This window comes from Gordonia sp. LMA484 (assembly GCF_058129505.1).
Genome location: NZ_CM176700.1, coordinates 5,086,508 through 5,110,230, shown reverse-complemented (window position 1 = coordinate 5,110,230; position 23,723 = coordinate 5,086,508). Strand labels below are relative to the sequence as shown.

Below are 23,723 nucleotides of genomic sequence, written 5' to 3'. Positions count from 1 at the left end.
CTCGGGGACCGCGGTGAGGTTCGCAAGAGGAGATACACGGGGGAAGAACTGTCCGGCGAGTCAATCCTGCAGGATCACCAGCTCCCGCGTGGCACGGGTCATCGCCACATATCGGTCCACCGCGCCGGTGATCCCGGAACCGAAACGCTCCGGATTCACGAGGACGACGAGGTCGAACTCGAGGCCCTTGGCGTGCTCGGGTGACAGCGATCGAATTCGCGACGTGCCCGCGAATTCCGGATCGCCGATGACGCAACCGATTCCCTCGTCATTGTCGGCCAGCCACGCGTCGACGACCGCCCGCAGGTCGGACGTGTCCCGTTGTGCGACAGGGATTCCGCTGCTCCGGATGGAGGTCGGCACGTTCGCGTCGGGAAGTGCCGCGCGGATCACCGGCTCCGCCTCGACCATCACCTCCTCCGGCGTCCGGTAATTGACGCTCAGCGATGCCATCGTGACGTGGCGGAGTCCGACGCGCTCGAGTCGCTCGCGCCACGATTCGGTGAATCCGCGTCGCGACTGAGCCCGGTCGCCGACGATGGTGAAACTTCGCGAGGGGCAGCGCGACAACAACATCTGCCATTCCGCATCTGTCAGCTCCTGCGCCTCATCGACGATGATGTGCGCGAAGGGCCCGGCGAGCAGGTCCGGTTCCGGGTGTGCGACAGCCGATTCGTCGACGAGGCTGTCGCGCAGATCGCCCTGGCGCAACATGCTCATCAGGCCCTCGCCGTCGTCGTAGGTGTTCGAGTCGATGAGGTCCGACACCACGTCATCCATGCGTTCGCGCTCGGCGGCCAGCACGGCGTCGCGCCGACGTCGACGACGTGACGACTCCGGATCGCCCAGCCGCCGGCGCGCTGCGTCCAGCAGAGGGAGGTCCGACATGGTCCACTCGTAGGGGGCATCTCGTTGCAGTGCGGTCACTTCTTCGCGAGACAGCCACGGAGCGCACATCCTGAGAAATGCCGGCACCGACCACAGGTCCGCGATGAGGTCCGTCGATTCGAGAAGTGGCCATGCCCGGTTGACCGCCTTGGACAGTTCAGCGTTCTGCCCCAACGACTTTCGTAGCATGGTGACAGACACGTCCGGGTTGCGGTGCCTGTCGAGCACGGTGGTGACCAACTCGTCCCAGATCTGATCGCGGGCCTCGTTGTGCGGTGTGCCCGGTTCGACGACGTCGAAGATGGCGCGCCAGTCCGTCGCGCGGAGTGTCACCTCATCCCAGTAGGTCTCGACGACGAAGCTCTCGTTCGGGGGCTCCTCGTACCATCTCGCTGCGGTTTCGACGGCGTCCACCATCCGGGCGTCCGACTTCAGTTGCACGACCAAGGGATCGGAGTCAATCGTCGCGCTGTCGCCTTCGGGCAGCATGTCGCGCAAAGTGCATGTCTGCACGCCTTCCTCGCCCAGGCTGGGCAGGACGTCGGCAACGTAGGCGAGATACGGGTCGTGTGGACCGACGACGAGCACTCCACCCCGGTTCCCGGCAAGTCGTGGATCGGCGTAGAGCAGGTAGGCGGCGCGATGCAGGGCGACCACGGTCTTGCCGGTTCCGGGACCGCCGTCGACGACGAGCGCGCCACGCGATCCGGCGCGGATGATGGCATCCTGATCGGCCGCGATGGTGCCCAGCACATCGCGCATGCGCGGCGAACGGCTGGTCCCGAGACTGGCGATGAACGCGGAATCGTCGTCGAGCGCGACGTGCCCGTTCAGCCCACCCGGCGTGAACACCTCGTCCCAGAAATCTCTGATCCGTCCGTGCGCCCAGCGGTAGCGGCGGCGGCTTGCCAACCCCATCGGGTTGGCGGAAGTCGCCGCGAAGAAGGGCTCCGCCGCCGGCGTGCGCCAGTCGATCAGCAGCTGCTCGCCGCTCGGATCGGTCAGGCCGAGTCGGCCGATGTAGCGGGATGCACCGTCCTCGCCGACCATCCGGCCCAAGCAGAGGTCGAGGCTGAAGCGCCGCAGGGTCCGTAGGCGCTTGGTGACCTCATGGATCTCCAGGTCACGTTCGATGGCTTGCTTGCCCTTGCGGCCGGGGGCCTTCAGCAGGACATCGAGGCGCTCGGACAGTTCGGCGATCGACTCCGCCATCCGCCGGCTCATGGCACGGAAATGGCGTTCATCGTCGACGACAAACGCCGGGTCCGCCTTGGCGGGGTGATCGAGGAGATTGAACACACCGGTGGTGTCAGGGGTCATGTATGCGGCTCCAGGCAATGGTCAGAAGTAGGTGTTCAGCTGCGAGGACACGATTCTGCACCGCCACGGGGGCCTTGCCGCAAGCCCCCATCCACGCTATAAGTTAGAAGGGGCAAGGGGATTCGTTCAGTCCGCAATCATCGGCCGATCGGCCAACTCACACTTCTCCGAACCGTACCCGCACCGTGGGCGTCGGAGGCTGACGTTCGGCCGCGACCTCGGCCAGCGCCTCGCGGAACGCGACGACCGCGGGATGCCGCGCCCGGCCAGCACGAACGGCCGTGTAGAGGATGCGCTGCGGATCACCGGGCAGCGCGACCAACAGCGTCCCCGCCAGCCGCTCACCCTCCATCAGTCCGGTGGTGAACGCCAGGGCGTGCCCGGTCCGTACCAGGTGGGCATGCAGCACCGGGTCCGGACCCTCGAACCGGACATGCGGCTCGAAGCCGGCGGCCCGACAGGTCGCGCGAGCCCAATCGCCGCTGGCCGTACCGGGCGGGTCCAGCGCCCACGGCGCGTCGCCGAGCTCGGCGATCGTGGTCGGCTGCCGAGCATGCGGTCCGTGCGCCGGGATCGCGAGATGGATGGGATCGCGCACCAGATCTGTGCGATCGGTGCCGGCGCGCACCGGGTCCGGCAGGCCCGGGTACTCCTCCCCGAGGATCACGTCGAAGTCATGCGACAGCAGCCCGCTGTAGGCCGCGTCGACCTGCCGCTGGGTGATCTCCACCTGCAGGTCCGGGTGTCGTCGGCCCAGGAGCGTCAGGACCGGCGGAGCGATCTCCAGGACCACGGACTGAAACGACGCGATTCGCAGTGTGCCGCGCACCGCCGGGAGGGCGGCGGCAAGTTCTGCTTCCGCCTCTTCGAGGCGTGCCAGCACGACATCGGTATGGCCGACGAGGGCGATCGCGTCGTCGGTGAGCCGTACCCGGCGTCCCACGTGCTCGAGCAGCGTCACCCCCGTCTCGCGTTCGAGCAAGGTCAGTTGCTGGGAGATGGCCGAGGGACTGTAGGAGAGGGCTTCGGCGACCTGGGCAAGGGTTCCCCGCAGGTGCAGCTCACGCAGGATGCGTAGGCGCGAGACATTGAGCATCGACTTCCTCCCCAATAGGTAAGTAGAACTGATGATGAATGGGAAGAAACATTCACTGGACTGATGATAACCACCGGGGGATCCTGACAAGATGAGTTTTCGGTGGAGGTGGTCGTGATGGCCTCGCGTGCGGCAGTGGCGTCGCGCGTTGGTGACCGCACCGGGCCGGCGGTCGGGCTGATCCTGGGTTCCTGCGTGTCGTTGCAGTTCGGTGCCGCGCTGGCGGTGCACCTGTTCCCGGCCGTCGGTTCGTGGGGAGCCACATTCTTGCGGTTGGCGTTCGCCGCGATCATCCTGCTGGCCGTGATCCGGCCGTCGGTGCGTGACTGGACCGCTCGCCAATGGCGCTCGGTGATCCTGTTCGGCGTCGTGATCGGCGGTATGAACGGCGCGTTCTATGCGGCCATCGACCGACTGCCACTCGGGGTCGCCGTCTCGATCGAGTTCCTCGGGCCGTTGGTCCTGGCCGCCGTGCTGTCGCGCCGACCGGTTGATTTCGCCTGGGTGTCGCTCGCCCTCATCGGCATGGGCATGCTCGGACTCGAGAGTTTCACGAGCGCGGAGTCGCTCGATGTGGTCGGCGTCGGACTGGCGCTGGTGGCGGGAACGTTCTGGGCAGGCTACGTCCTTGCCAGTTCACGGGTGGGGCAGAGCATTTCGGGCACCGACGGCCTCGCGGTGGCGTTGGTGGTATCGGCGGTGGTCGTCGCCCCGATGGGTATCTCGGGGGCCGCCGCGGCATTGACCGATCCGACGATCATCGTTTTCGCACTCGGCGTTGCACTCCTGGCGTCGGTCATCCCCTACACGCTTGAGCTCGCCGCGCTACGTCGTCTGCCGAAACATGTCTTCGGCGTGCTGCTCAGTCTCGAACCGATCGTCGCGGCATTCGCGGGCTGGGTGCTGCTGCACCAGCCGATCGGGGCCTTGCGACTGGCTGCGATCACGTTGGTGATCCTGGCCAGCGTCGGCACGACCGTCACCGCGTCGAGAGTGCGCCGCGGCTCCAGAAGGCCTCGGCTGAGGCAAGTCTCAGTGCGGCAGCACAGCGGACCAGCCGCCGTCGATCATCAGGTTGGTGCCGGTGACGTAGCCCGATTCGTCGGAGGCGAGGAAGACGGCATAGTTGACGACGTCGGTGGGTGTGCCGATTCGGCCCAGTGGGATGGCCGAGGCGATCTCACGCATCGGGTGGCGGTCGTCGAGCAGGGTCGACTCCGACTGCGGGGTACGGATCATCCCGGGGCTGATGCAGTTGGCGCGGATGCCGACGGCGGCGCCCTCGGCGGCGAGTTGCTTGGTCATCGCGATGACGGCGCCCTTCGACGCGGTGTGTGCGAGACGGGTGTTGGTGACCGATCCGGTCACTCCGGCGGTTGAACCGACCAGGATGATCGAACTCGACTCCGCGGCGCTCAGGTATTTCCACGCGTGCTTGATCGGCAGGAACACCAGGTCGATCTCGTGGGACATGACGAACTGCCAGTCCTCGAGATCGATCTCGGGCACCGGCGCGAACGTACAGAGACCCGCGTTGGCGTACAGGATGTCGATGTGTCCGGCCGCCGCGCCGACGTCGTCGATCCAGCGGCGCACCGCGTCGTCGTCGGTCAGATCGACCGGATGGGTGCCTACCATCCGCCCACCGGCCGCGGTGACCAGTTCGACGGTCTCGGCGCCGCCGGCAATGTCGACGTCGCAGCCGTAGACGGTGGCGCCTTCGGCCGCGAATCGCGATGCGGCCTCCCGCCCCTGGCCGCCGGCGGTTCCGGTGATGACGGCGACCTTGCCGTCGAGGCGGCCCCGTGCTGGTGAGGCGGCGCTCATCGGGTGCTCCCGGCGAGCAATGCGTCGGAGATGGACTTGACGCCACCGTGTGACGTGGCGCCCCCGTCGACGGTGATCTCGGCTCCGGTGGTGTAGGCGGCGGCATCGCTGAGCAGGTATTCGACGGTACCGGCGACCTCATCGCGGCTCCCGGCGCGGCCGAGGGTGGTCTCGGCCACCGACGAAGCACGGAACTCGGGGGCGGCGGCGGCCGTCATCGGGGTGTCGATGAACCCGGGGTGGACGATGTTCACGCGTATCCCTCTGTCGCCGAGTGCAAGTGCGGCCGTGTGCGTCAGCCCACGCAGCGCCCACTTACTGGTCGTGTAGGCGACGGGGTAGTGCCCGGTGAGGGCGGCGATCGACCCGATGTTGACGATCGATCCACCCGCCGGCATGACCGGCGACAACGCCTGGATCGCCAGCGTCGGCCCGATGACGTTGACGGTGTAGGCGGCTGACATGTCCTCGACCGTCACGGTGTCCAGGCGAGCGCGGCGGGTGATCCCGGCGCAGTTGACCAGGCCGTGGATGCCGGCGGTACGCAACTCGTCGGCCAGCGACGCCCACCGGTCGGGGTCGGTCACGTCGAAGGGGCGAACTCCAGTGCCCGGTGAGCGGTCGAGACCGACAACCTGTAATCCCGCTGCGGCCAGACGATCGGCGATCGCAGCTCCGATTCCTCCTCCGGCGCCGGTCACCACGACGGTTCGGACGCCGGTTCGTTCGCGGTCGGACATCGAACACCTCCTCGATCACGCTCAGAGTGCGTGCACGCCGACCCATTTGGGAACAGTCGATTGCCGATAGTCGCTATTGATCACACCTATGGTGAGGTGGATGCATCAGGGTTGTGGAGCTTCGGTGGTCGCTGCTCACCGGGTGTCTCAAGTCGACGCGATCTCCTCGACGACCCCGCGCATCCATTGATGGGCGGGATCTGTCGAGTGAATCGGATGCCACCACAATGCTTCTCGCAGCGGCGCGACATCGCCCGGGCATTCCATGACGCGAATACCGGCCAGTGGGCTCAGCCTGTCGGCGAGCGACTGCTGCAGCAGAGCGATCCGCCGGGTTCCGGTGACGAGGAAGGGAATCGCGAGAAACGATTCGACCACCACCTCGATGGTGGGCTCGACGCCGAGGATCTGCAGCTGGCGCAGGGCCGGGGTGAACGCGGTGGGCCCGTGAAAGGTCACCACCCACGGGGATCGGCGGAGATCGTCGAGGGTGAGTTGGTCTCCGAGGTCGGGGTTGTCGACCGAGCAGATCACGACCCACTCGTCGGTCGGGAAGTCGATCGACGGGGTTCCGGTGATGAAACCATGTGGCATCACGATTCCGTCGACCGCGCGAAGGGTGTCGTCGGCGTGATCGACTGCGTACGGTGTGTTCTGCTCGAGTCGAAGTCGTGCTCCCGGCGCTCGTTCGTGCAATATCCTCGCCAGCGGCTCGCCGACCCGCAGTGCCCCGTAGTCGGTCACGACGAGTGTGAAGGTTCGGTCGGCGGAGGCGGGATCGAAGGTCGGGGCGGCCTCGAACACCCGCTGGACGGACTGGATCGCGCTGGCGGTCAGTGGCCGCAAATTGGCGGCCAGGGGCGTCAGTTCGTAGCGATTGCCGGTGCGCCGCAACAGTTCGTCGTCGAAGTGTCGGCGCAGTCGGCCCAGTGAGGCGCTGGTGCTCGGCTGGCTGACCCCGAGACGCTCGGCGGCTCTGGACACATTGCGCTCGTCCAGCAACGCATCCAGCGCGACCAGCAGGTTCAGGTCGAGGTTGCGCAGCTGACGGGCCCCGCCGGCCGGCTTCGAACTATCAGTCATGACTATAGAGACTATCGGTGATTCGGTATTCCCTAATAGTGATCGGCGACTCATTGTGGGTGGGACCACATCAACAGGAGTTCTCACGATGTCATCTCTGAACGTTCTCGTCATCGGCGCCGGTGTCGCCGGGACCGCCACGGCGATCCTGCTCGCCGAGCAGGGTGTCGCCGTCGACCTGGTCGACGTCAAGCCCGACGTATCCACGCTCGGCTCCGGGATCACTCTGCAGGGCAACGCATTGCGTGTCCTTCGTGAAATCGGCGTGTGGGCGGAGGTTCGAGCCGAGGGCTACGCCTTCGACACGCTCGGCTTCCGAACGCCCGATGGCACCCTGCTCGCCGAACTGCCCGACTCGCACACCGGCGGCAACGATCTGCCGGCCACGATGGGCATGTACCGGCCCACGCTCGCGCGCATTCTCGTGGAGCGCGCCGCATCCGTCGGGGTCAAGGCCCGGTTCGGTGTCACCGTCACCGCGCTCGACCAAAGTGATCGCGAGGTGGCGGCCACGTTCGACGATGGGACCAGCGCCCGGTACGACCTCGTCGTCGGCGCCGACGGCCTGCGCTCGGCGACGCGTGCCCAGATCGGGATCGACGCGACGCCGCAGCCGACCGGGATGGGAATCTGGCGCGTGTTCGCGCCTCGCCCGGAGTCGGTGACCCGGACCGAGCTCACCTACGGTGGCGCCTGCTACATCGCCGGTTACTGTCCGACCGGTCACGACAGTCTGTACGCCTACCTCGTCGAAGACGTTCAGGATCACAGTGCTCTGAGCCCGGACGAAGCACTCGCCGAGATGCGGTTGTTGGCCGCCGAGTATCACGGCCCGTGGGACGACATCCGTGCAGGGATGACCGATCCGTCTCGAATCAACTACACGCGCTTCGAATCCCACGTGGTCGAGGGACCGTGGCATCGCGGCCGCGTGGTGCTCATCGGCGACGCGGCACACAGTTGTCCTCCCACGCTCGCGCAAGGTGCCGCGCAAGCGCTGGAGGATGCGTCGGTGCTGGCCGATGTCATCGGCAGGTACGACGCGATCGACGGCTCCATGTGGGCGGAATTCCATGCGCGACGCTTCGACCGCGCCAAGGCCGTCGTCGACGCCTCGGTCCAGCTCGGCCGCTGGATGCTCGACCACGAGCAAGGCGATGTCCCCGGCCTCATGGGTCGTATCGCCGCCATGCTCACCGTCCCAGCCTGATTCCGCACAAACATCCCACCCGGAGGAGATCATGACCACCGAAACGGTTCACGAATCCGCACCAGGCGCGCCGACCGACTACGCGTTCACCCACCTGCGCCACGTCGGCATCGCCGTGCCCGATTACCAGCAGCAGATCGACTTCTACACGAACAACTGGGGTCTCACCGAGATCGGCACCGACGGTGATGTCACCTACCTCGCCGCAGAGGGCTCACCGGAACGCTACGCGGTGCGCGTCCGTAAATCGGCCGACAAACGCCTGGACCTCATCTCGTTCGGTGCGGCCGACGCCGACGCTGTCGACGACCTCGCCGTGCGCCTGGGCCGCGACGGCGTCGACCTGATCGGCGAACCGGACACACTCCAGACACCCGGCGGCGGTTACGGATTCCGCTTCTTCGATGCCGATGGCCGCACCATCGAGGTCTCCGCTGACGTCGGCGTGCGAACACACCGGAAAATCGAAGAGGGGGAATCGATCCCGGTCAAGCTGTCGCACGTCGTCATCAACAGCCCGGACCCGGAGAAGACTGTTGCGTTCTACGAACGCCACTTCGGATTCCGCGTCTCCGACATTCTCATGCACCCCCGGATGGGCCGGATGATGTGGTTCATGCGCACCAACGTCGCTCACCACTCGCTGGCGATCGCGCGCGGCCCACACGCTGCACTGCACCATGCCTCGTTCGAACTGCGTGGACTCGACGAGTACATGCGCGGCACCGGCCGGCTCCTGCGATCGGGCGCGGAGAAGATCTGGGGGCCCGGCCGACACATGGCCGGCAACAACACCTTCTCGTACTTCCTCGATCCCAACGGGAACACGATGGAGTACACGACCGAGCTCGAAACCCTCGACGAGGACACCTGGCACCCGCACCTGTACGACTTCAGCAACCCGGAGGTCGCCGATCAGTGGGGAACCGCGAACGCCATGAACGAATTCGTTGCCAGCAAGTCGTTCAATGACCCCGACAAGGGACTCTTCGTCGCCCCGCCCGTGTGAACGGCGGCGCTCCCCGAGGAGCGAGACGGCAGCCGGGGCGTCGTCGTCCCCCCGGTCCCTGAGGAGCCGCCGAGCTTGCGAGGCTGCGTCGTCCCCTCGGTCCCTGAGGAGGCCGAGCTTGCGCGGCTGCGTCGTCCCCCGGTCCCTGAGGAGCCGCCGAGCTTGCGAGGCTGCGTCGTCCCCCCGGTCCCTGAGGAGCCGCCGAGCTTGCGAGGCTGCGTCACGAAGGGCCGCCCTTCGTGACGACCCTCCGCTAGCGCTCCGGGTCTCCTCAGGGACCGGGATGGGTACAACCCCGCTAGCGCTCCGGGTCTCCTCAGGGACCGGGATGGGTACGACCCCGCTAGCGCTCCGGGTCTCCTCAGGGACCGGAGACGGGGACGACCCTCCCGACCGAAGTCGCTCGCTGAGGAGCGCGGCGCCAGCCGGGCGTCGCCGCCCCCGGTCCCTGAGGAACACGGCGCCGGCGGGCGTCGTTTCCCCCCGCTCCCCGAGGAGCACGGCGCCGGCGGGCGTCGTTTCCCCCGGTCCCTGAGGAGCCGCCGAGCTTGCGAGGCTGCGTCACGAAGGGCCGGACCCCAGAAAGGAACATCATGAAGTTCGCAACCGTCACCGTCGACGGTGCATCACGTGCCGCGGTCGTCGCCGACGACGCCGTCCACCTGCTGCACCGGGGCCGGGCGATGCTCGACGTCATCCGCGGCGGACTCGACGCGGCGTTGGCCGAAGGGGCGCGCGCCGTCGACGACGGCCAGGTCATCGCGTTGGCAGACGCGACATTCGAGGCACCGTTGCAGCCCCCCACGATCCGCGACTTCGTCACGTTCGCCGAACACGTCGAGGGTGTGCGGGCCTCGATGGAGGGTCAGAACGACGTCCCGGACGCCTGGACCGACGCGCCGCACTTCTACTTCACCAACCCCTACACCGTCACCGGGCCCGACGCGGTCGTGCGTGCGCCGGGCGGTTCGGTACAGCTCGACATCGAACTCGAGGTGGCGGCCGTCGTCGGCAGCGCGGGCAGCGATGTGACCGTGGAGGCGGCCGGGGACCTCATCTTCGGTTACACGATCCTCAACGACTGGTCGGCCCGTGACCTGCAACGACGTGAGATGGAGATAGGGCTCGGCCCGGCCAAGGGGAAGGACTTCGCGAACTCACTCGGTCCGGTCATTGTCACCGCCGACGAGTTCGCCGACCACGTTGATGCCGAAGGCTTCCTGGACCTGGCATGCACAGTGCGGATCAACGGCGAGACGATCGGTACCGACGTCACCGCTAACATGGGCTGGTCGTTCCCGTCGATGATCGCGTTCGCCTCCCGCAACAGCGCCGTCCGCCCCGGCGACGTCCTCGGTTCGGGCACAGTCGGAAACGGTGGATGCCTCGCCGAATTGTGGGGTCGGCGTGGAACTCTCGACCCGGCACCGCTACAGGACGGGGACGTCGTGGAATTGACCGTGGAGGGCATCGGTACGTTGCGCAACGTCGTCGGCGAGCCGAGGCCGGCATCTGCCGGACTGCCCGCCCCCCGGATGACCGACCAGGACCGTCGTCGCGCCGAGCATGCTCCGCGCGAACTCGCGGCGTCCGCCATTGCAGGAGAAGCTCATGACCGCTGACATCACGACCTCGTCGACCACCGCGCTCGACCGGACCGATCCGGAGGGCGCCATCGCCGCGGCGGCGCAACGATGCTCCAACTGGGGACGCTGGGGCGACGACGACGTCCACGGCACGCTCAACCATGTCACCGCGGCCGATCGGATTCGCGCCGCCGGATTGGTCCGTACCGGCGAGACACTCAGCCTTGCATTGCCGTTCGACATGAATGGTCCGCAGAAGGGATGGCGTAGACGTACCAACCCGGTGCACACCATGCTCGACACCGGAGTCGACGCCGAAGCCGGGTTGCAGGGGTTCCCACACGGCATCGGTGGCGCCGACGACGTGATCGCCATGCCCCTGCAGTGCTCGACACAGTGGGATGGGCTGGGACACATCTTCGATCACGGGCGGGCCTGGAACGGTCGCCGCTCGGGTGCCGTGGTGACGTCGGAAGGTGATCAGGTGACCGGCATCGAGACCGCGGCAGAGCGCATGGTGGGTCGCGGTGTGCTCCTCGACGTCGGTCGGGTGATCGGCGACGACGGCGAACTCCCTGACGGTTTCGCGATCACCACCGAGCATCTCGAGCAGGCGATCGCCGTTCAGGGAGCGACTGCGTCAATTGGACGTGCCGACTTCGTATGCGTGCGGACCGGTCAGCTCACCCGCGCCCTCCGCGACGGGTGGGGAGACTACGCCGGCGGAGCCGCGCCCGGTCTCTCGTTCACCACCGCCGACTGGTTGCACGATCATGAGATCGCCGGGATCGCCACCGACACCTGGGGATTCGAGGTTCGTCCGAACGAGTTCGACGTCGCCTTCCAGCCGCTGCACCAGGTGGTGATCCCGCATATCGGGCTTTACATCGGTGAGATGTGGAACCTCGACGCCCTCGCCTCCGCCTGTGCCGCAGACGGCCGGTACGAGTTCATGCTCGCCGCACCGCCACTACCCATCACCGGCGCCGTGGGCTCGCCGATCAACCCGATCGCCATCCGCTGAGCGGACCGGCTCACCCCAGCAACGATTTTCGATTCACCACAACAGGAGCAAGTGAAATGTTCGAATACTTCAAAGACAACAACTACGTCTGGAACTTCGCCGTCGTCGGCACGTTGAACAGCATGGGCCGCATCGACGAGGTCGACCGGGCCTGCCGTCCGCTGCTCGACATCGCTTCCGGTAACGAGGACGCGGGTACGGATGACTTCCTGCGGACCTGGACCGACATGGTCGACCGGCTGGTCGCGGCCGCCGAGGAGGACGAGCGCAAGGGCCACAACCGGACCGCCGGTCAGGCCTACGCCCGCGCGGCCAGCTATCTGATCTCGGCGGAGCGGATGCAGAAGGCGGGAACTCCGGAGCGAGAAGGCACCTATCAGCGCTGTATGGCCTTGCTGGAACGCTCCTTCGAGCTCAACGATCCGCTGACCCGTCGGGTCCAGATCCCCTTCGGCGACACCACACTCCCGGCCTACTACACCCGGCCGGCCACCGCCGATGGTCGTCCGACACCGGCGATGATCATGTGGAACGGCCTGGACAGCACCAAGGAGCACCAGTACCTGTCCGAGCACAGCCTCGAACTCGCCGCGCGCGGCATCGCGACGTTGATGGTCGACACCCCGGGATCGGGAGAGGCGTTGCGTGAGCAGGGCCTGACCTCGCAGGTGAACACCGAGGAATGGGCCGCTGCATGCGTGGATTTCCTCGAGAACGACCCGACGATCGACGCGTCACGGATCGGTATCGTCGGCTGGTCGCTCGGCGGCTACTACGCGCCGCGTGCGGCGGCGTTCGAGAAGCGTCTCGCGCTGTGCGTCGCCTGGGGCGCCAACCACAACTGGGGCAAGGTGCAGCGTCGGCGTGTCGAGCGTGAGGGCGAGCGTCCGGTGCCGCACTACTGGGACCACGTCATGTGGGTGTGGGGCGAGACCGATCTCGAGACCTTCCTCGACAAGGCCGACGACGTCCACCTCGACGGTGTCGTCGAGAACATCACCGTGCCGTTCCTGATCGCGCACGGCGCCAACGACCGACAGATTCCACTCGAGATGGCCCAGCGTTCCTACGATCAGGCGGTCAACAGCCCGAAGCGGGAGCTGCGGATCTTCACTCCCGAGGAAGGCGGCGCCGAGCACATCGGTCTCGACGACCTCGGGCATGTCAGCAGCTTCGTCGCCGACTGGGTGGCCGACACCTTCGCCGAACTCGGTGCGGCCGAAGGTCGTTCGATGGAGGTAGCCGCCGGCGCTCAATGATCTGCCCGCATCCGTGGTCTCGATACGCGACTCACTACGTTCGCTGCTACTCGACCAGCGGGGTCCATTCGTTGGTCGGTTGGCGACTGACTTCGTTTGCTGCTATTCGACCGGCGGGGTCTCTCTGTGGTCTCGATGCGCGACTCACTACGTTCGCTGCTACTCGACCAGCGGGGCCAATCGTTGGTCGGTTGGCGACTGACTTCGTTTGCTGCTATTCGACCGGCGGGGTCTCTCTGTGGTCTCGATGCGCGACTCACTACGTTCGCTGCTACTCGACCAGCGGGGTCCATTCGTTGGTCGGTTGGCGACTGACTTCGTTTGCTGCTATTCGACCGGCGGGGTCTCTCTGTGGTCTCGATGCGCGACTCACTACGTTCGCTGCTACTCGACCAGCGGGGCCAATCGTTGGTCGGTTGGCGACTGACTTCGTTTGCTGCTATTCGACCGGCGGGGTCTCTCTGTGGTCTCGATGCGCGACTCACTACGTTCGCTGCTACTCGACCAGCGGGGGTCCATCCGTTGGTCGGTTGGCGACTGACTTCGTTTGCTGCTATCCGGCCGGCGGGGCCTCTCTGAGGTCTCGATACGCGACTCACTACGTTCGCTGCTACTCGATCAGCGGGGGCCTATCCGTTGATCGGTTGGCGACTTACTTCGTTTGCCGCTACTCGACCAGCGGGGCCAATCGTTGATCGAGTAGGTTGCGAGCCGCTAGGCGAGGAGCCGTATCGAGATCGCCGCCGGCGTCCGAGGATCCACTGGACTGGGGGATCGTGGCCGCGCATGTTGACCACTAGTGTTGCGGTATGCCGAGCCTGTTCATCCGCGCCCTGCAAACGCATCAGTGGATCTATGAGCATTCGGGTGGCTGGGTCGGTCACCGACTCCTGCTTGGCAACCCGACCCTGCTGCTGCGTCATACGGGCCGACGCACGGGTCAAACGCGGTGTTCGGCTCTCACCTACGCCAAGGATGGCGACACTTACTTGGTCGTCGCGTCGAACGGGGGCTCTCCGCGCCCACCGGCCTGGTTGGGGAATCTCACCGCGCATCCCGCGTGTGAGATCCAGGTCGGTCGTCGGCATCTCTCGGTGACCGCTCGGCCGACCTTCCCCGACGATCCGGACTACGCGCGTCGATGGGACATCGTCGATCGGGTGAACAAGGGCCGATACCGCGGCTATCAGCGAAAAACGTCACGTCCGCTGGCCATCGTCGAATTGCGTTACGGCCAAGATTCAGGCGAATGAGGGTGTATCCGGCAATCGACGCGTACGGTGAAATTGCTTGCAGCAGCGTCGAGCAGAACATACACCGGCCATCGGAGGCTTACCTTGATCATCCTTGGCATCATCCTTCTTGTTCTCGGCTTCATCTTTAGCATCCAAATCCTGTGGATACTCGGCATCATCCTGCTGGTGGTCGGCGCGATCCTGGCCATACTCGGGGCCACCGGGCGCGCGGTCGGCGGGCGCAAGCACTTTTACTGAGCAGGCGCCGCTCGGATACCGTTACTCCTGATCGAACCCGTCCATCCACTTCGCCGTCGGCAACGAAGAACTGTGTGACCGCGGCGCAGCCGCGGATCACAGACGCGGTGCGGTGAATGGAGGACGGGTTGATGGCCGAAGATCTCGTGGTACTCGTAGACGCCGAGAAGCGGCCGCGCGGGACGGCGTCACGCATCAGCGTGCACGGGCCGGACACCCCGCTTCACCTGGCATTTTCGTGTCACATCGTCGATGGTGCGGGCCAGATCCTGATGACTCGCCGCGCGCTCAGCAAACGCACGTGGCCAGGTGTCTGGACCAACTCGTACTGCGGCCACCCACGTCCGGGTGAGGCAGTCGAGGACGCGGTGCGTCGCTACGCGCCACGCGAGCTGGGGATGCAGGTCAGGTCGCTGACCTGCATCCTGCCGGACTTCCGGTACCGAGCCGTCGACGCCGGCGGAGTCGTGGAGAACGAGGTCTGTCCGGTCTTCGTCGCCCAACCGACCGGACCGCCCAAGCCCAACCCCGATGAGGTGATGGATTTCATCTGGGCGTCCATCGACGACGTGCGTGTGGCAGCAGAGCGAACACCGTGGGCGTTTTCTCCGTGGTTTGTCGACCAGATGCGGGTGCTCGGGCCCGATTCGTATCGCGGGCTCGCGGGGTGATCGCCATGACCTCATCCGTGCGTCGCACCACGCCCGATGTGCATTCGTTGCCCTACCGCCACTATGACGTCGTCGCCGAAGAGAGCGCGGCGCTCGTCATCCGGTCCTACTCCTCGTCGTTCGGGCTCGCGTCTCGACTGCTCGCCGCACCGATCCGTCGTGATGTGCACAACATCTATGCCCTCGTGCGGCTGGCCGACGAAATCGTCGACGCGCCGCGGCCCGGTCAGAGTGTCACACAGCGGCGGGCGGCACTGGACGCATTGGAGGACGAGACCCACGCGGCCATGTCCACCGGGTCCAGCACCAACCTCGTGGTGCACGCGTTTGCGCGAACCGCGTCAAGGGCCGGTATCGATACGGCGCTCACCGCGCCGTTCTTCGCGTCGATGCGAGCCGACCTCGACCAGTCCGTGCACGATGCGGAAAGCCTGGGCACCTACATCTACGGGTCCGCGGAGGTCGTCGGCCTGATGTGCGTGCACGCGTTCCTCGCCGACGAGCCCCACCGGAAAGCGCGCTACGACCAGCTGGCGCCGGGCGCCCGCCGACTCGGCGCGGCATTCCAGAAGATCAACTTCCTTCGCGACCTCGGGGAAGACAGCCACGACCTGGGGCGCCGATACCTGTTCGGTCTGGACCCCGACCACCCGTCCGACGAGGCCTGGCAGTACTGGCTCGACGACATCGACCGCGACCTCGCGGTCGCCGCTCGCGCCATCCCACTCTTGCCGAGCGGAACCCGGATCGCCGTCTGCACCGCGCACGACCTGTTTGCCGAACTTGCTCGACGACTACGCGAAACACCGCCGGATATGGCATGTCGCAATCGGATTCGAGTGCCCAAGCCCGGCAAGGCACGAATCGCGGCGGCGGCAGCACTACGACGCGGAATGCCTCGGCGAGCGCAGGCGGCCCCGGCATCGGCGGTGGGCGCGTGAGGGCGGGTCCGAAGCGAGTGGTCGTGATCGGGGGCGGCGTGGCCGGACTGGCGACCGCGGCGCTCCTCGCGGCGGATGGCCACGACGTGGAACTCGTCGAGAAAAACTCGAATCTGGGTGGCCGCGCCGGATCGTGGGAATACGACGGCTTCCGTTTCGACACCGGACCGTCATGGTGGCTGATGCCGGAGGTGTTCGATCACTTCTTCGAACTGCTCGGCACTTCCACCGACGAACAGATCGACCTCATCCGGCTCGACCCGGGCTACCGGGTGTTCTTCGAGGGTATCGAGGAAAGTGTCGACATCACCGACGATGAGGCGCGTAACCGGGCGGTGTTCGACGATCTGCAGCCGGGTGCCGGGGCGGCGTTCGCCGAGTATCTCGCGTCGGCTCGGCGTGCCTACGACCTGGCGGTGAAACGCTTCCTCTACACCAACTTCGACTCCGCGAAGGCCTTTCTGGGCCGCGATGTGCTGGTGAACGCTCGCGAGCTCGTGGGCCTGCTGACCCGAACACTGGACGAGCACATCGCATCTCGCTTCACCGACCATCGCATCCGGCAGATCCTCGGATACCCCTCGGTGTTCCTCGGGTCGTCGCCGGAACGCACACCCGCGATGTACCACCTGATGAGTTGGCTCGATCTCGCCGACGGCGTGCGCTACCCCGACGGTGGATTCGTCCGACTGGCCGAGGCGTTGGAGAAGCTCGCAGTGGAACGTGGCGTGCGGATTCACACCGATACCACCGCCACCGCGATCCACACCGCACGCCCAGACGGCCGGGCGAAGATCGGCCGCCGTCGTGCAACGGTGGCCGGCGTCGCAGTCCGTGACGGTGCAGGGCAGGCGCGGGTGCTGCCGGCGGACGTGGTGATCGGTGCGGCGGATCTGCATCACATCGAGACCCGGTTGCTGCCGCCCGAGCAACAGACATTCGACCAGAAGTGGTGGGATCGCGCCGTTTCCGGTCCCGGTGCCGTGTTGGTGTTCCTCGGTGTGCGTGGCGGTATGGATGAACTCGCCCATCATTCGTTGTTCTTCACCAGGGACTGGACCACGAACTTCGACGCGATCTTCGAAAGCCCCACGCGTGTACCCGATCCTGCCTCGATCTATGTGTGCCGTCCGTCGGCGACCGACGAGACGGTTGCCCCACCGGGCCACGAGAACCTGTTCATCCTCGTGCCCGTTCCGCCCGACCCCGGACTCGGCGGCGGGGGAGTCGACGGCGCGGGCTCTGAGGTGGTCGAGCAGACCGCCGACCGTGCGATCGACCTGGTCGCGAAGTGGGCCGACATCCCCGACCTGCGCGATCGGATCATGGTCCGAAAGACCATGGGGCCGGCCGACTTCGACCGCGACTTCAACGCCTGGTGCGGGGGAGCATTGGGGCCCGCTCACACGCTGCGCCAGAGTGCGTTCTTCCGGGCGACCAACCGGTCGCGCAAGGTGGACGGCTTGTTCTACGCGGGCGCGAGCACGACTCCCGGGATCGGGCTGCCGATGTGCCTGATCAGCGCGGAACTCGTGCGCAAGCGACTGCGCGGAGACCGATCTGTCGGGCCGTCGCGTCGGTGACCCTTCGCTCGTTCGCTGGAAGTTGCTGCGGAGAAGGAGTTCCCGGTCCCTGAGGACGGAAGTGCTAGCGGAAGGTGAGTTTCTCGATCCCTGAGGAGATCCGGAGCGCTAGCGGAAGGTGAGTTTCTCGATCCCTGAGGAGATCCGGAGCGCTAGCGGAGGATCGTCACGAAGGGTCGCCCTTCGTGACGCGTCGCTCGTTCCTCGCGAGGCTCCTCAGGGGGCGAAAAAGGGGGGACGCGTCGCTCGTTCCTCGCGAGGCTCCTCAGGGAGCGGGGCGGTTGCGAATTCGCTGGAGGTTGTGGCCGGGGTGAGTTTCCGATCTCTGAGGGCGGAAGTGCTTGCGGAGGGTGAGTTTCCCGGTCCCTGAGGAGATCTGGAGCGCTAGCGGAGGATCGTCACGAAGGGTCGCCCTTCGTGACGCGTCGCTCGTTCCTCGCGAGGCTCCTCAGGGAGCGGGGCAGTTGCGAATTCGCTGGAGGTTGTGGCCGGGGTGAGTTTCCGATCTCTGAGGGCGGAAGTGCTTGCGGAGGGTGAGTTTCCCGGTCCCTGAGGAGATCTGGAGCGCTAGCGGAGGATCGTCACGAAGGGTCGCCCTTCGTGACGCATCGCTCGTTCCTCGCGAGGCTCCTCAGGGAGCGAGTGGTGACGCATCGCTCGCTCGCCACAGCGCTCACGCACGCCCGATCAGCTCGGCGACGATCCGCGCCGACAGCATCACCAGAGGCAGCCCACCGCCGGGGTGTGCCGACCCGCCGACGAGGTAGAGGCCCGGCACCGGGGAAGCGTTGCGGGGTCGCAGGAATGCCGCCCGGGCGCCGTTCGATGAGGTTCCGTAGATGGAGCCGCCCGGCGTGAGGGTCCGACGCTCGAGGTCGGCTGGAGTCAGGATCATGCGGTGGCGCACCGAGGTTCGAATGTCGAGGCCGCGTTCGGCCATCACGCGCAGCACGAGGTCCGCGTAGCTGTCCGCCAGACCCGCGCGATCCCAGTCGACGCCGGCGGCCGGGTCGTGGCGTGGTGCATTGACCAAGACGAACCACGAGCCCGTTCCAGGGCCGGGGACGATCGCCGGATCGTCGGGGGCCGAGATGTAGACGGTCGGCCGCTCGACGGGACGTGGCGGGCCGTCGAAGCCGAACACCGCATCGAACTCGGCGTCGTAGTCCTCGGCGAACAGCACGTGGTGATGGGGTTGGTCGGCGGGCGGGGCGTCGAGCGCGAGCAGCAGGACGAATCCGGACAGCGACGCGGTGGACCGCCGGATACGCGCCGCCGGGCGGGCCGCAGCCTTGGCGCGGACGAGACGCTCGTAGATCTGCTGAGCATCGGCGTTGGCGACCACCAGGTCGGCGGACCGGTGCGCACCGTCATCGAGCACCACACCATCGACCCGACCGCCACCGTCCACGGTGATCTCCCGGACGCCGGTCTCGACCTCGACGCTGCCGCCCAGCTCGATCAGTCTGTCCTGCAACACCGTTGCGATACGTCCGAGGCCGCCGGGCACATACCAGGATCCCCAGGCCTGTTCGGTCCACGGCACCGATGCGAGCGCCGCAGGCGCCCGTCGGGGATCGGATCCGGTGTAGGTCGCATAGCGATCCAGCAGCATGCGCAACCTGGGATCGCGCAGGTACTGCCGGCCCAGTCCCCGCAACGTTCGCCAGGGTGCGATGGTCGCGATATCGGTCGGGCGCGCGTGACGCAGCATCGACCGCACCCCGAGCGGGGATTCCAGGAACGGACCGTGCGTCGCCGACCAGATGGCCTGTGCCCGACCGAGAAACGTCGACCACTGTGCCCCGGAGCCGGGTCCGAGTGCGGCGTCCAGTGCACTCGGTATCTCGTCGAGAGTGCCCGGGAGATCGAGTCGGGTGCCGTCCGGAAACCGGTAGCGTGCCGCCACATCGAGCCGCTCCAACGGCAACACCTCGTCGAGCGGGGCCCCGGTGGCGGCCAGCAGATCCGCGAGGATGTGGGGCATCGTCACCAGGGACGGCCCGGTGTCGAACACGAATCCGTCGTGCCGCACCACGCCCAGCTTTCCGCCGACCTCGGGTGCCTGCTCCAGCACGGTCACCCGATGGCCGAGGGCCTGCAACCGCACCGCCGCGGCGAGACCGCCGACCCCGGCGCCGACAACGACGACATCCGTCATGCGTGAACCTCGAGGTCTCGGCCCTTCCATCGCAGCGATCCCCGCTGACGTGCCACCACGGAATCGGCGGTGAGCACACTGAACGCGATGATCGAGGCAGGGTGGGCGAGCACGTCGGGCCAGCATCGTCCCCCGGTTTGTCGGGCCACGACTCCCCGCGACGCGACACCGGCGACGTACCCGAGCAATCCGATCCGCGAACCGCGCAGCGCCGCCAGCGCGGGCAGTACGTACACGATGTTCAGCAGGGCCGTCACGGCGACGGTCCCGGGTAGCGATCCGAATGCCGACCACAGCGACTTCCGGTAGCCGGCACGGACTTCGCGCCACCCGTCATACATCCGGCAGGTGGCGACGTCGCTGCCCTCGGCGACCACCCCGCGACCACCGGATCGTTTGAGCGTGCGCAGCAGAGCGATGTCCTCGAGGACCTCGGCGCGGACAGCGGCATGGCCACCCGCACGCCGATACGCGTCCGCGTCGACCAGCAGCAGTTGGCCGTTCGCGGCCGCCAGCGACGGCCGCGCCGACGTCTCGGCTGGCCCGAGGGGCAGCGTACTCATGAACGACCACTGCAGCAGCGGCTGCACCAGACACTCGACGAGACCGTCGACATGCTGGCGCGGATACGGGGACAGCAGGTCGAGTCCGCTCTCACGCAGGACGGCCGCCGACGCGACGAACGCCTGCGGCGCAACCCGAACGTCAGCGTCGACGAAGGCCAGGATTCCGGTGCTCGTCGCATGCTCGGACAGTTGGTGGCAGGCCCATGGTTTGCCGAGCCAGCCAGCCGGGGTCGGGCGCCCACCGTGTACCTCGATGCGCGGGTCGGCAGCGGCGAGCGCCGCGAGCGCGGCGCCGGTGCCGTCGGTGGATTCGTCGTCGATCACCACGACCCGGGCGGGTCCCGGCCACCGGGCGACGGCAGCGGAGATGGCCGTGAGACAGGCGACGACATTGGCGGATTCGTTGCGCATCGGCACGAGGACGGTGAGCGGTTCCGGTGCCGGTACTGCCCGCGGGTCGGGTCGTCGGATGCGTCGTGTGTTGTCGAGGGTCAGCGCCAGCGATGCGAGTGCACCCCAGGTGCCCACGTGAACCAGGCTGCGCCACAGATCAGTTCGTTGCACGGGTGTCACCTCGGAACAGCTTGATCGCCAACGGAACCGCGACGACACCCATCAGCACACCACCGACGATCGCCACCGGGGGCCGCCCGAAGAACAGCGCGTGGGCGATCACCGACGACACATACGTCCACAGATAGATGGTGATCGGCAGCGTGTCCGCGCCGATGTCGGTGGGTGCCGGGGCACTGATCAGTCGGTCCAACGCGACCATCATCAGAAACGACACCAGCAGCCAGCCCAGGAAGTTGGTCACCGGAATGCCGGCCACGCCGGGGAGTGCGGGATGCGGGCTCGCCCAGATCCAGTGGCCCTGGTCCACCATCTGCGGATCGAGGAACACATCCCACGCGGTCAGCGCCCATGCCCCGACCACGGCGGTGAGCAGGCGACCGTTTCGGCCGACGAGACGACGTGCGACGGCCAGTGCCGGCCAGGCCATCATGATCCAGGCGAGCGGAACCAGCGCCGGCACCCCGGCCACCTCGAGGCCCAGCGTGCCGGTGTAGGTGTACTGGCCGAAGGGGATTCCGGTGTGGACGCCCACGGTTTCCGCCAGGAGGCCGCCGCCGCCCGCGACGACCGCCAGGGCGATCGCCGACCGCACTCCGCGGCTGACGACGACATGGGCGAGCACGGCGCCGGTCAGGAACAGCACGCTCGCCGCCGTGAGGAGCGAGGTCCCCCCGTCGGTGTACGGGAACGCGGCCTGCACGACGAACGCACATCCGAACAGCATCCATCCGGCCCACATCCGTGGTCGGGCCGAACCCCTCGCGGGTGCGCTCGCCGGACTGCTCGCCGTCCGGAACATGAACGGACTCACCGCTTGTCGCTCTCATACTCGCCGGTCATGTCGATCACCGCCAGGCGCGCGAAGAACTCCTCGGCGTACCAGCGCGCGGGCTCGGTCCGCCGCACCGCCGACCTGTGTGCGCGTGACCGGTAGGCGAAGTCGGTGAGATCGGCGGTGGAATCCCAGATCGAGAACGTGCCCTGCAGGCCGATCGGTGCCTCGCCGACGCCCAGCGCGAACATCAGTCCCGGCGCGTTGCTCAACTCGGACACCACCGGCGGGACCGAACGCCAGAAGGAGACCATCCGGGTGGGCCGCAGCCTGGCACGGGTGATGGCCGCGACCGGACCCGACCAGGTGGTGTCGGTCGGATGGTCGCCGAACGGTTCGACACCCGCCCAACGTCCACGGGATCGCAACGGTCGCATACGGACCCGCAGTTCCTCGCGGCTCGCCATCCGCCAGTCGTCGATGACGGCACTCTGCCCGCCCGCATCGGCGGCGGCGTCGTCGTCCCAGACAGTGAGCAGCGCCCAGTGCCGCGGATCGGCATCGCGCGGGGTGAAGCTGCGTGCCGACCCCGTCCCCAGGAGTTTGGCGAAGCGCAGACCCGGTAGGTCGCGCATCCGCCGACGATCCATGGCCATACGACGAAGTGCCGGCCCGACACGGTCCACACCCCAGACCCGTAACTCCACCGCCGGTGCGGTCATGCCGAACGCCACACGCACCGGGTGACCAGGGCGGTCAGTGCGTGACGGGCCACCTCGTCGATCTCGACCCGGTCGATGCGATCGAAGGCTTCGCCGGCGAGCTGGGTGATCCGGTCCTCCACCATGTCGACCGCTCCGGTGTCACGAAGCACCTCGCATACTTGCGCCACCTGGCAATCGGTGACGTCGGGATTGCCCAGGCTGTCATCGAGGATCCGCCGCTGCACCCGTCCGGCGTGTTCTTCGGCGAGGCCGATCAGCAAGGTGCGTTTGCCTTCTCGGATGTCATCGATCGTGGGCTTGCCGGTCACCTGCGGGTCCCCGAGGACGCCGAGGAGGTCGTCGCGCAATTGAAAGGCCTCGCCGGCGGCCAGGCCGATGTCGTCGTAGGCGGCGAGAATGTCGGCATCGGCGCCGGCCAGCGCACCACCCATGCGCAGCGGGTGCGAGACGGTGTACTTGGCGCTCTTGAACCGCAGGACCAGCCGTGCAGTCGTGACCGACGTCCACGCGCGGGTCTGGGCGTCGACGTCGAGAAACTGCCCGGCGATCGCTTCGTCGCGCATCGTCGACCACATCCGGCGTAGTGCGTCGCGGGTCGGACGCTCGAGGCCGGCAACACCGTCGGTGAGGACATCGTCGGACCAGGTGAGGCAGAGGTCGCCGACCAGGATGGCCACGGCCTCGCCGTAGGCTGCGGCGTCGCCGGACCGCCGGCCGTGGTGGTGGAGATCTGCGAAGTGGCCGTGCACGGTGCGCAGTCCTCGGCGGTGATCACTGTGGTCCATGACGTCGTCGTGGACGAGTGCGGCGAGGTGAAACAGTTCGATGGCGGCTGCCGTCTCGACGGCGCCCGGCGGCAACTCGCCCGCAGCGGCGCCTCGCGCACCCCACAGGCAGAAGGACGCGCGCAGACGCTTGCCGCGCGAGGCGGCCCGCTCGAGGGCTGCGGTCACCTCCGTGAGGTCGCCGTGCACGCCGGTGAGGACGGCGGCATGACCGTCCAACTGCTCGCGCAACAGGGCGTTGACCTGCGCCAGGTCGCGTTCACCGAGCGCGCGGATCGTACTGTCGCGGCGCTCTCCGGCGTCCGGGGCGGCGGCCACCGTGCCTGTTTGCGCACGCGGATGCTGGGTATGGATCGGCGTCACGGCAGGTGTTCGGAGCCGACGGCCAAATGGATGACCGTATGCGGG

At 67.2% G+C, this 23,723-nt stretch carries 20 protein-coding genes and 1 pseudogene; 11 read left to right on the top strand and 10 right to left on the bottom strand.

The window, feature by feature from the left end; genetic code table 11:
• Window positions 1-60: 60 nt before the first annotated feature.
• Window positions 61-2,208, bottom strand: a complete 2,148-nt coding sequence (gene helR, locus AC4AMJ_RS22710) for an RNA polymerase recycling motor ATPase HelR (RefSeq protein WP_489898877.1) — start codon at window positions 2,206-2,208, stop codon at window positions 61-63.
• Between the two features lie 157 nt (window positions 2,209-2,365).
• The gene (locus AC4AMJ_RS22705; RefSeq protein WP_489898878.1) at window positions 2,366-3,304 is read right to left on the bottom strand and encodes a LysR family transcriptional regulator; all 939 of its coding nucleotides are present in this window, start codon (window positions 3,302-3,304) and stop codon (window positions 2,366-2,368) included.
• 117 nt (window positions 3,305-3,421) lie between these two features.
• On the opposite strand from AC4AMJ_RS22705, the pseudogene AC4AMJ_RS22700 reads away from it, so the two are divergent.
• A pseudogene (locus tag AC4AMJ_RS22700) lies at window positions 3,422-4,219 on the top strand (EamA family transporter); the annotation flags it as partial.
• A gap of 117 nt (window positions 4,220-4,336) precedes the next feature.
• Here the strand turns inward: AC4AMJ_RS22700 and AC4AMJ_RS22695 are convergent.
• The 3 genes from AC4AMJ_RS22695 to AC4AMJ_RS22685 form a co-directional block, all read right to left on the bottom strand.
• The gene (locus AC4AMJ_RS22695; protein ID WP_489898879.1) at window positions 4,337-5,131 is read right to left on the bottom strand and encodes an SDR family NAD(P)-dependent oxidoreductase; all 795 of its coding nucleotides are present in this window, start codon (window positions 5,129-5,131) and stop codon (window positions 4,337-4,339) included.
• Window positions 5,128-5,871 (bottom strand): SDR family NAD(P)-dependent oxidoreductase, encoded by a 744-nt coding sequence (locus tag AC4AMJ_RS22690; RefSeq protein ID WP_489898880.1) that lies wholly within the window; start codon window positions 5,869-5,871, stop codon window positions 5,128-5,130. The genes AC4AMJ_RS22695 and AC4AMJ_RS22690 overlap by 4 nt, the downstream gene beginning before the upstream one ends.
• A 147-nt stretch (window positions 5,872-6,018) precedes the next feature.
• Window positions 6,019-6,954 carry a LysR family transcriptional regulator gene (locus tag AC4AMJ_RS22685; protein ID WP_489898881.1) on the bottom strand — a complete coding sequence of 312 codons (936 nt, stop codon included), beginning with the start codon at window positions 6,952-6,954 and terminating at the stop codon, window positions 6,019-6,021.
• An 88-nt stretch (window positions 6,955-7,042) separates the two neighbouring features.
• Between AC4AMJ_RS22685 and AC4AMJ_RS22680 the strand changes: the two genes are divergently transcribed.
• From AC4AMJ_RS22680 to crtI, 10 genes are all read left to right on the top strand, one after another.
• Window positions 7,043-8,164 carry an FAD-dependent oxidoreductase gene (locus tag AC4AMJ_RS22680; protein ID WP_489898882.1) on the top strand — a complete coding sequence of 374 codons (1,122 nt, stop codon included), beginning with the start codon at window positions 7,043-7,045 and terminating at the stop codon, window positions 8,162-8,164.
• A gap of 31 nt (window positions 8,165-8,195) precedes the next feature.
• Complete coding sequence (locus tag AC4AMJ_RS22675; protein ID WP_489914859.1) at window positions 8,196-9,173, top strand: VOC family protein; 978 nt, start codon at window positions 8,196-8,198, stop codon at window positions 9,171-9,173.
• A 593-nt stretch (window positions 9,174-9,766) separates the two neighbouring features.
• Window positions 9,767-10,795, top strand: coding sequence for a fumarylacetoacetate hydrolase family protein (locus AC4AMJ_RS22670; RefSeq protein WP_489914857.1), 1,029 nt, complete (start codon window positions 9,767-9,769; stop codon window positions 10,793-10,795).
• Window positions 10,785-11,783, top strand: a complete 999-nt coding sequence (locus tag AC4AMJ_RS22665) for a cyclase family protein (protein ID WP_489914855.1) — start codon at window positions 10,785-10,787, stop codon at window positions 11,781-11,783. Before AC4AMJ_RS22670 ends, AC4AMJ_RS22665 begins: the two co-directional genes overlap by 11 nt.
• 56 nt (window positions 11,784-11,839) lie before the next feature.
• Window positions 11,840-13,042, top strand: coding sequence for an alpha/beta hydrolase family protein (locus tag AC4AMJ_RS22660; RefSeq protein ID WP_489898886.1), 1,203 nt, complete (start codon window positions 11,840-11,842; stop codon window positions 13,040-13,042).
• 809 nt (window positions 13,043-13,851) lie between these two features.
• Window positions 13,852-14,295, top strand: coding sequence for a nitroreductase/quinone reductase family protein (locus tag AC4AMJ_RS22655; RefSeq protein WP_489898887.1), 444 nt, complete (start codon window positions 13,852-13,854; stop codon window positions 14,293-14,295).
• Between the two features lie 84 nt (window positions 14,296-14,379).
• Entirely contained in the window at window positions 14,380-14,535 is a 156-nt protein-coding gene (locus tag AC4AMJ_RS22650; RefSeq protein WP_489900716.1) for a DUF6131 family protein, read from the top strand.
• Between the two features lie 131 nt (window positions 14,536-14,666).
• A complete protein-coding gene (idi, locus tag AC4AMJ_RS22645; protein ID WP_489914853.1) occupies window positions 14,667-15,206 on the top strand; it encodes an isopentenyl-diphosphate Delta-isomerase in 540 nt (179 codons plus the stop codon).
• 5 nt (window positions 15,207-15,211) lie between these two features.
• Complete coding sequence (locus AC4AMJ_RS22640) at window positions 15,212-16,147, top strand: phytoene/squalene synthase family protein (RefSeq protein ID WP_489898889.1); 936 nt, start codon at window positions 15,212-15,214, stop codon at window positions 16,145-16,147.
• Window positions 16,144-17,730, top strand: coding sequence for a phytoene desaturase family protein (gene crtI, locus AC4AMJ_RS22635; protein ID WP_489914851.1), 1,587 nt, complete (start codon window positions 16,144-16,146; stop codon window positions 17,728-17,730). The genes AC4AMJ_RS22640 and crtI overlap by 4 nt, the downstream gene beginning before the upstream one ends.
• Window positions 17,731-18,403: 673 nt before the next feature.
• Here the strand turns inward: crtI and AC4AMJ_RS22630 are convergent.
• The 5 genes from AC4AMJ_RS22630 to AC4AMJ_RS22610 form a co-directional block, all read right to left on the bottom strand.
• A complete protein-coding gene (locus tag AC4AMJ_RS22630; protein ID WP_489914849.1) occupies window positions 18,404-19,891 on the bottom strand; it encodes a phytoene desaturase family protein in 1,488 nt (495 codons plus the stop codon).
• Window positions 19,888-21,021, bottom strand: coding sequence for a glycosyltransferase family 2 protein (locus tag AC4AMJ_RS22625; RefSeq protein WP_489914847.1), 1,134 nt, complete (start codon window positions 21,019-21,021; stop codon window positions 19,888-19,890). The genes AC4AMJ_RS22630 and AC4AMJ_RS22625 overlap by 4 nt, the downstream gene beginning before the upstream one ends.
• Complete coding sequence (locus tag AC4AMJ_RS22620; RefSeq protein ID WP_489900717.1) at window positions 21,008-21,772, bottom strand: carotenoid biosynthesis protein; 765 nt, start codon at window positions 21,770-21,772, stop codon at window positions 21,008-21,010. Before AC4AMJ_RS22620 ends, AC4AMJ_RS22625 begins: the two co-directional genes overlap by 14 nt.
• A 68-nt stretch (window positions 21,773-21,840) precedes the next feature.
• On the bottom strand, window positions 21,841-22,527 hold the full coding sequence (locus AC4AMJ_RS22615) for a monooxygenase (protein ID WP_489898893.1): 687 nt from the start codon (window positions 22,525-22,527) through the stop codon (window positions 21,841-21,843).
• A complete protein-coding gene (locus AC4AMJ_RS22610) occupies window positions 22,524-23,633 on the bottom strand; it encodes a polyprenyl synthetase family protein (RefSeq protein WP_489898894.1) in 1,110 nt (369 codons plus the stop codon). The genes AC4AMJ_RS22615 and AC4AMJ_RS22610 overlap by 4 nt, the downstream gene beginning before the upstream one ends.
• Window positions 23,634-23,723: the final 90 nt, after the last annotated feature.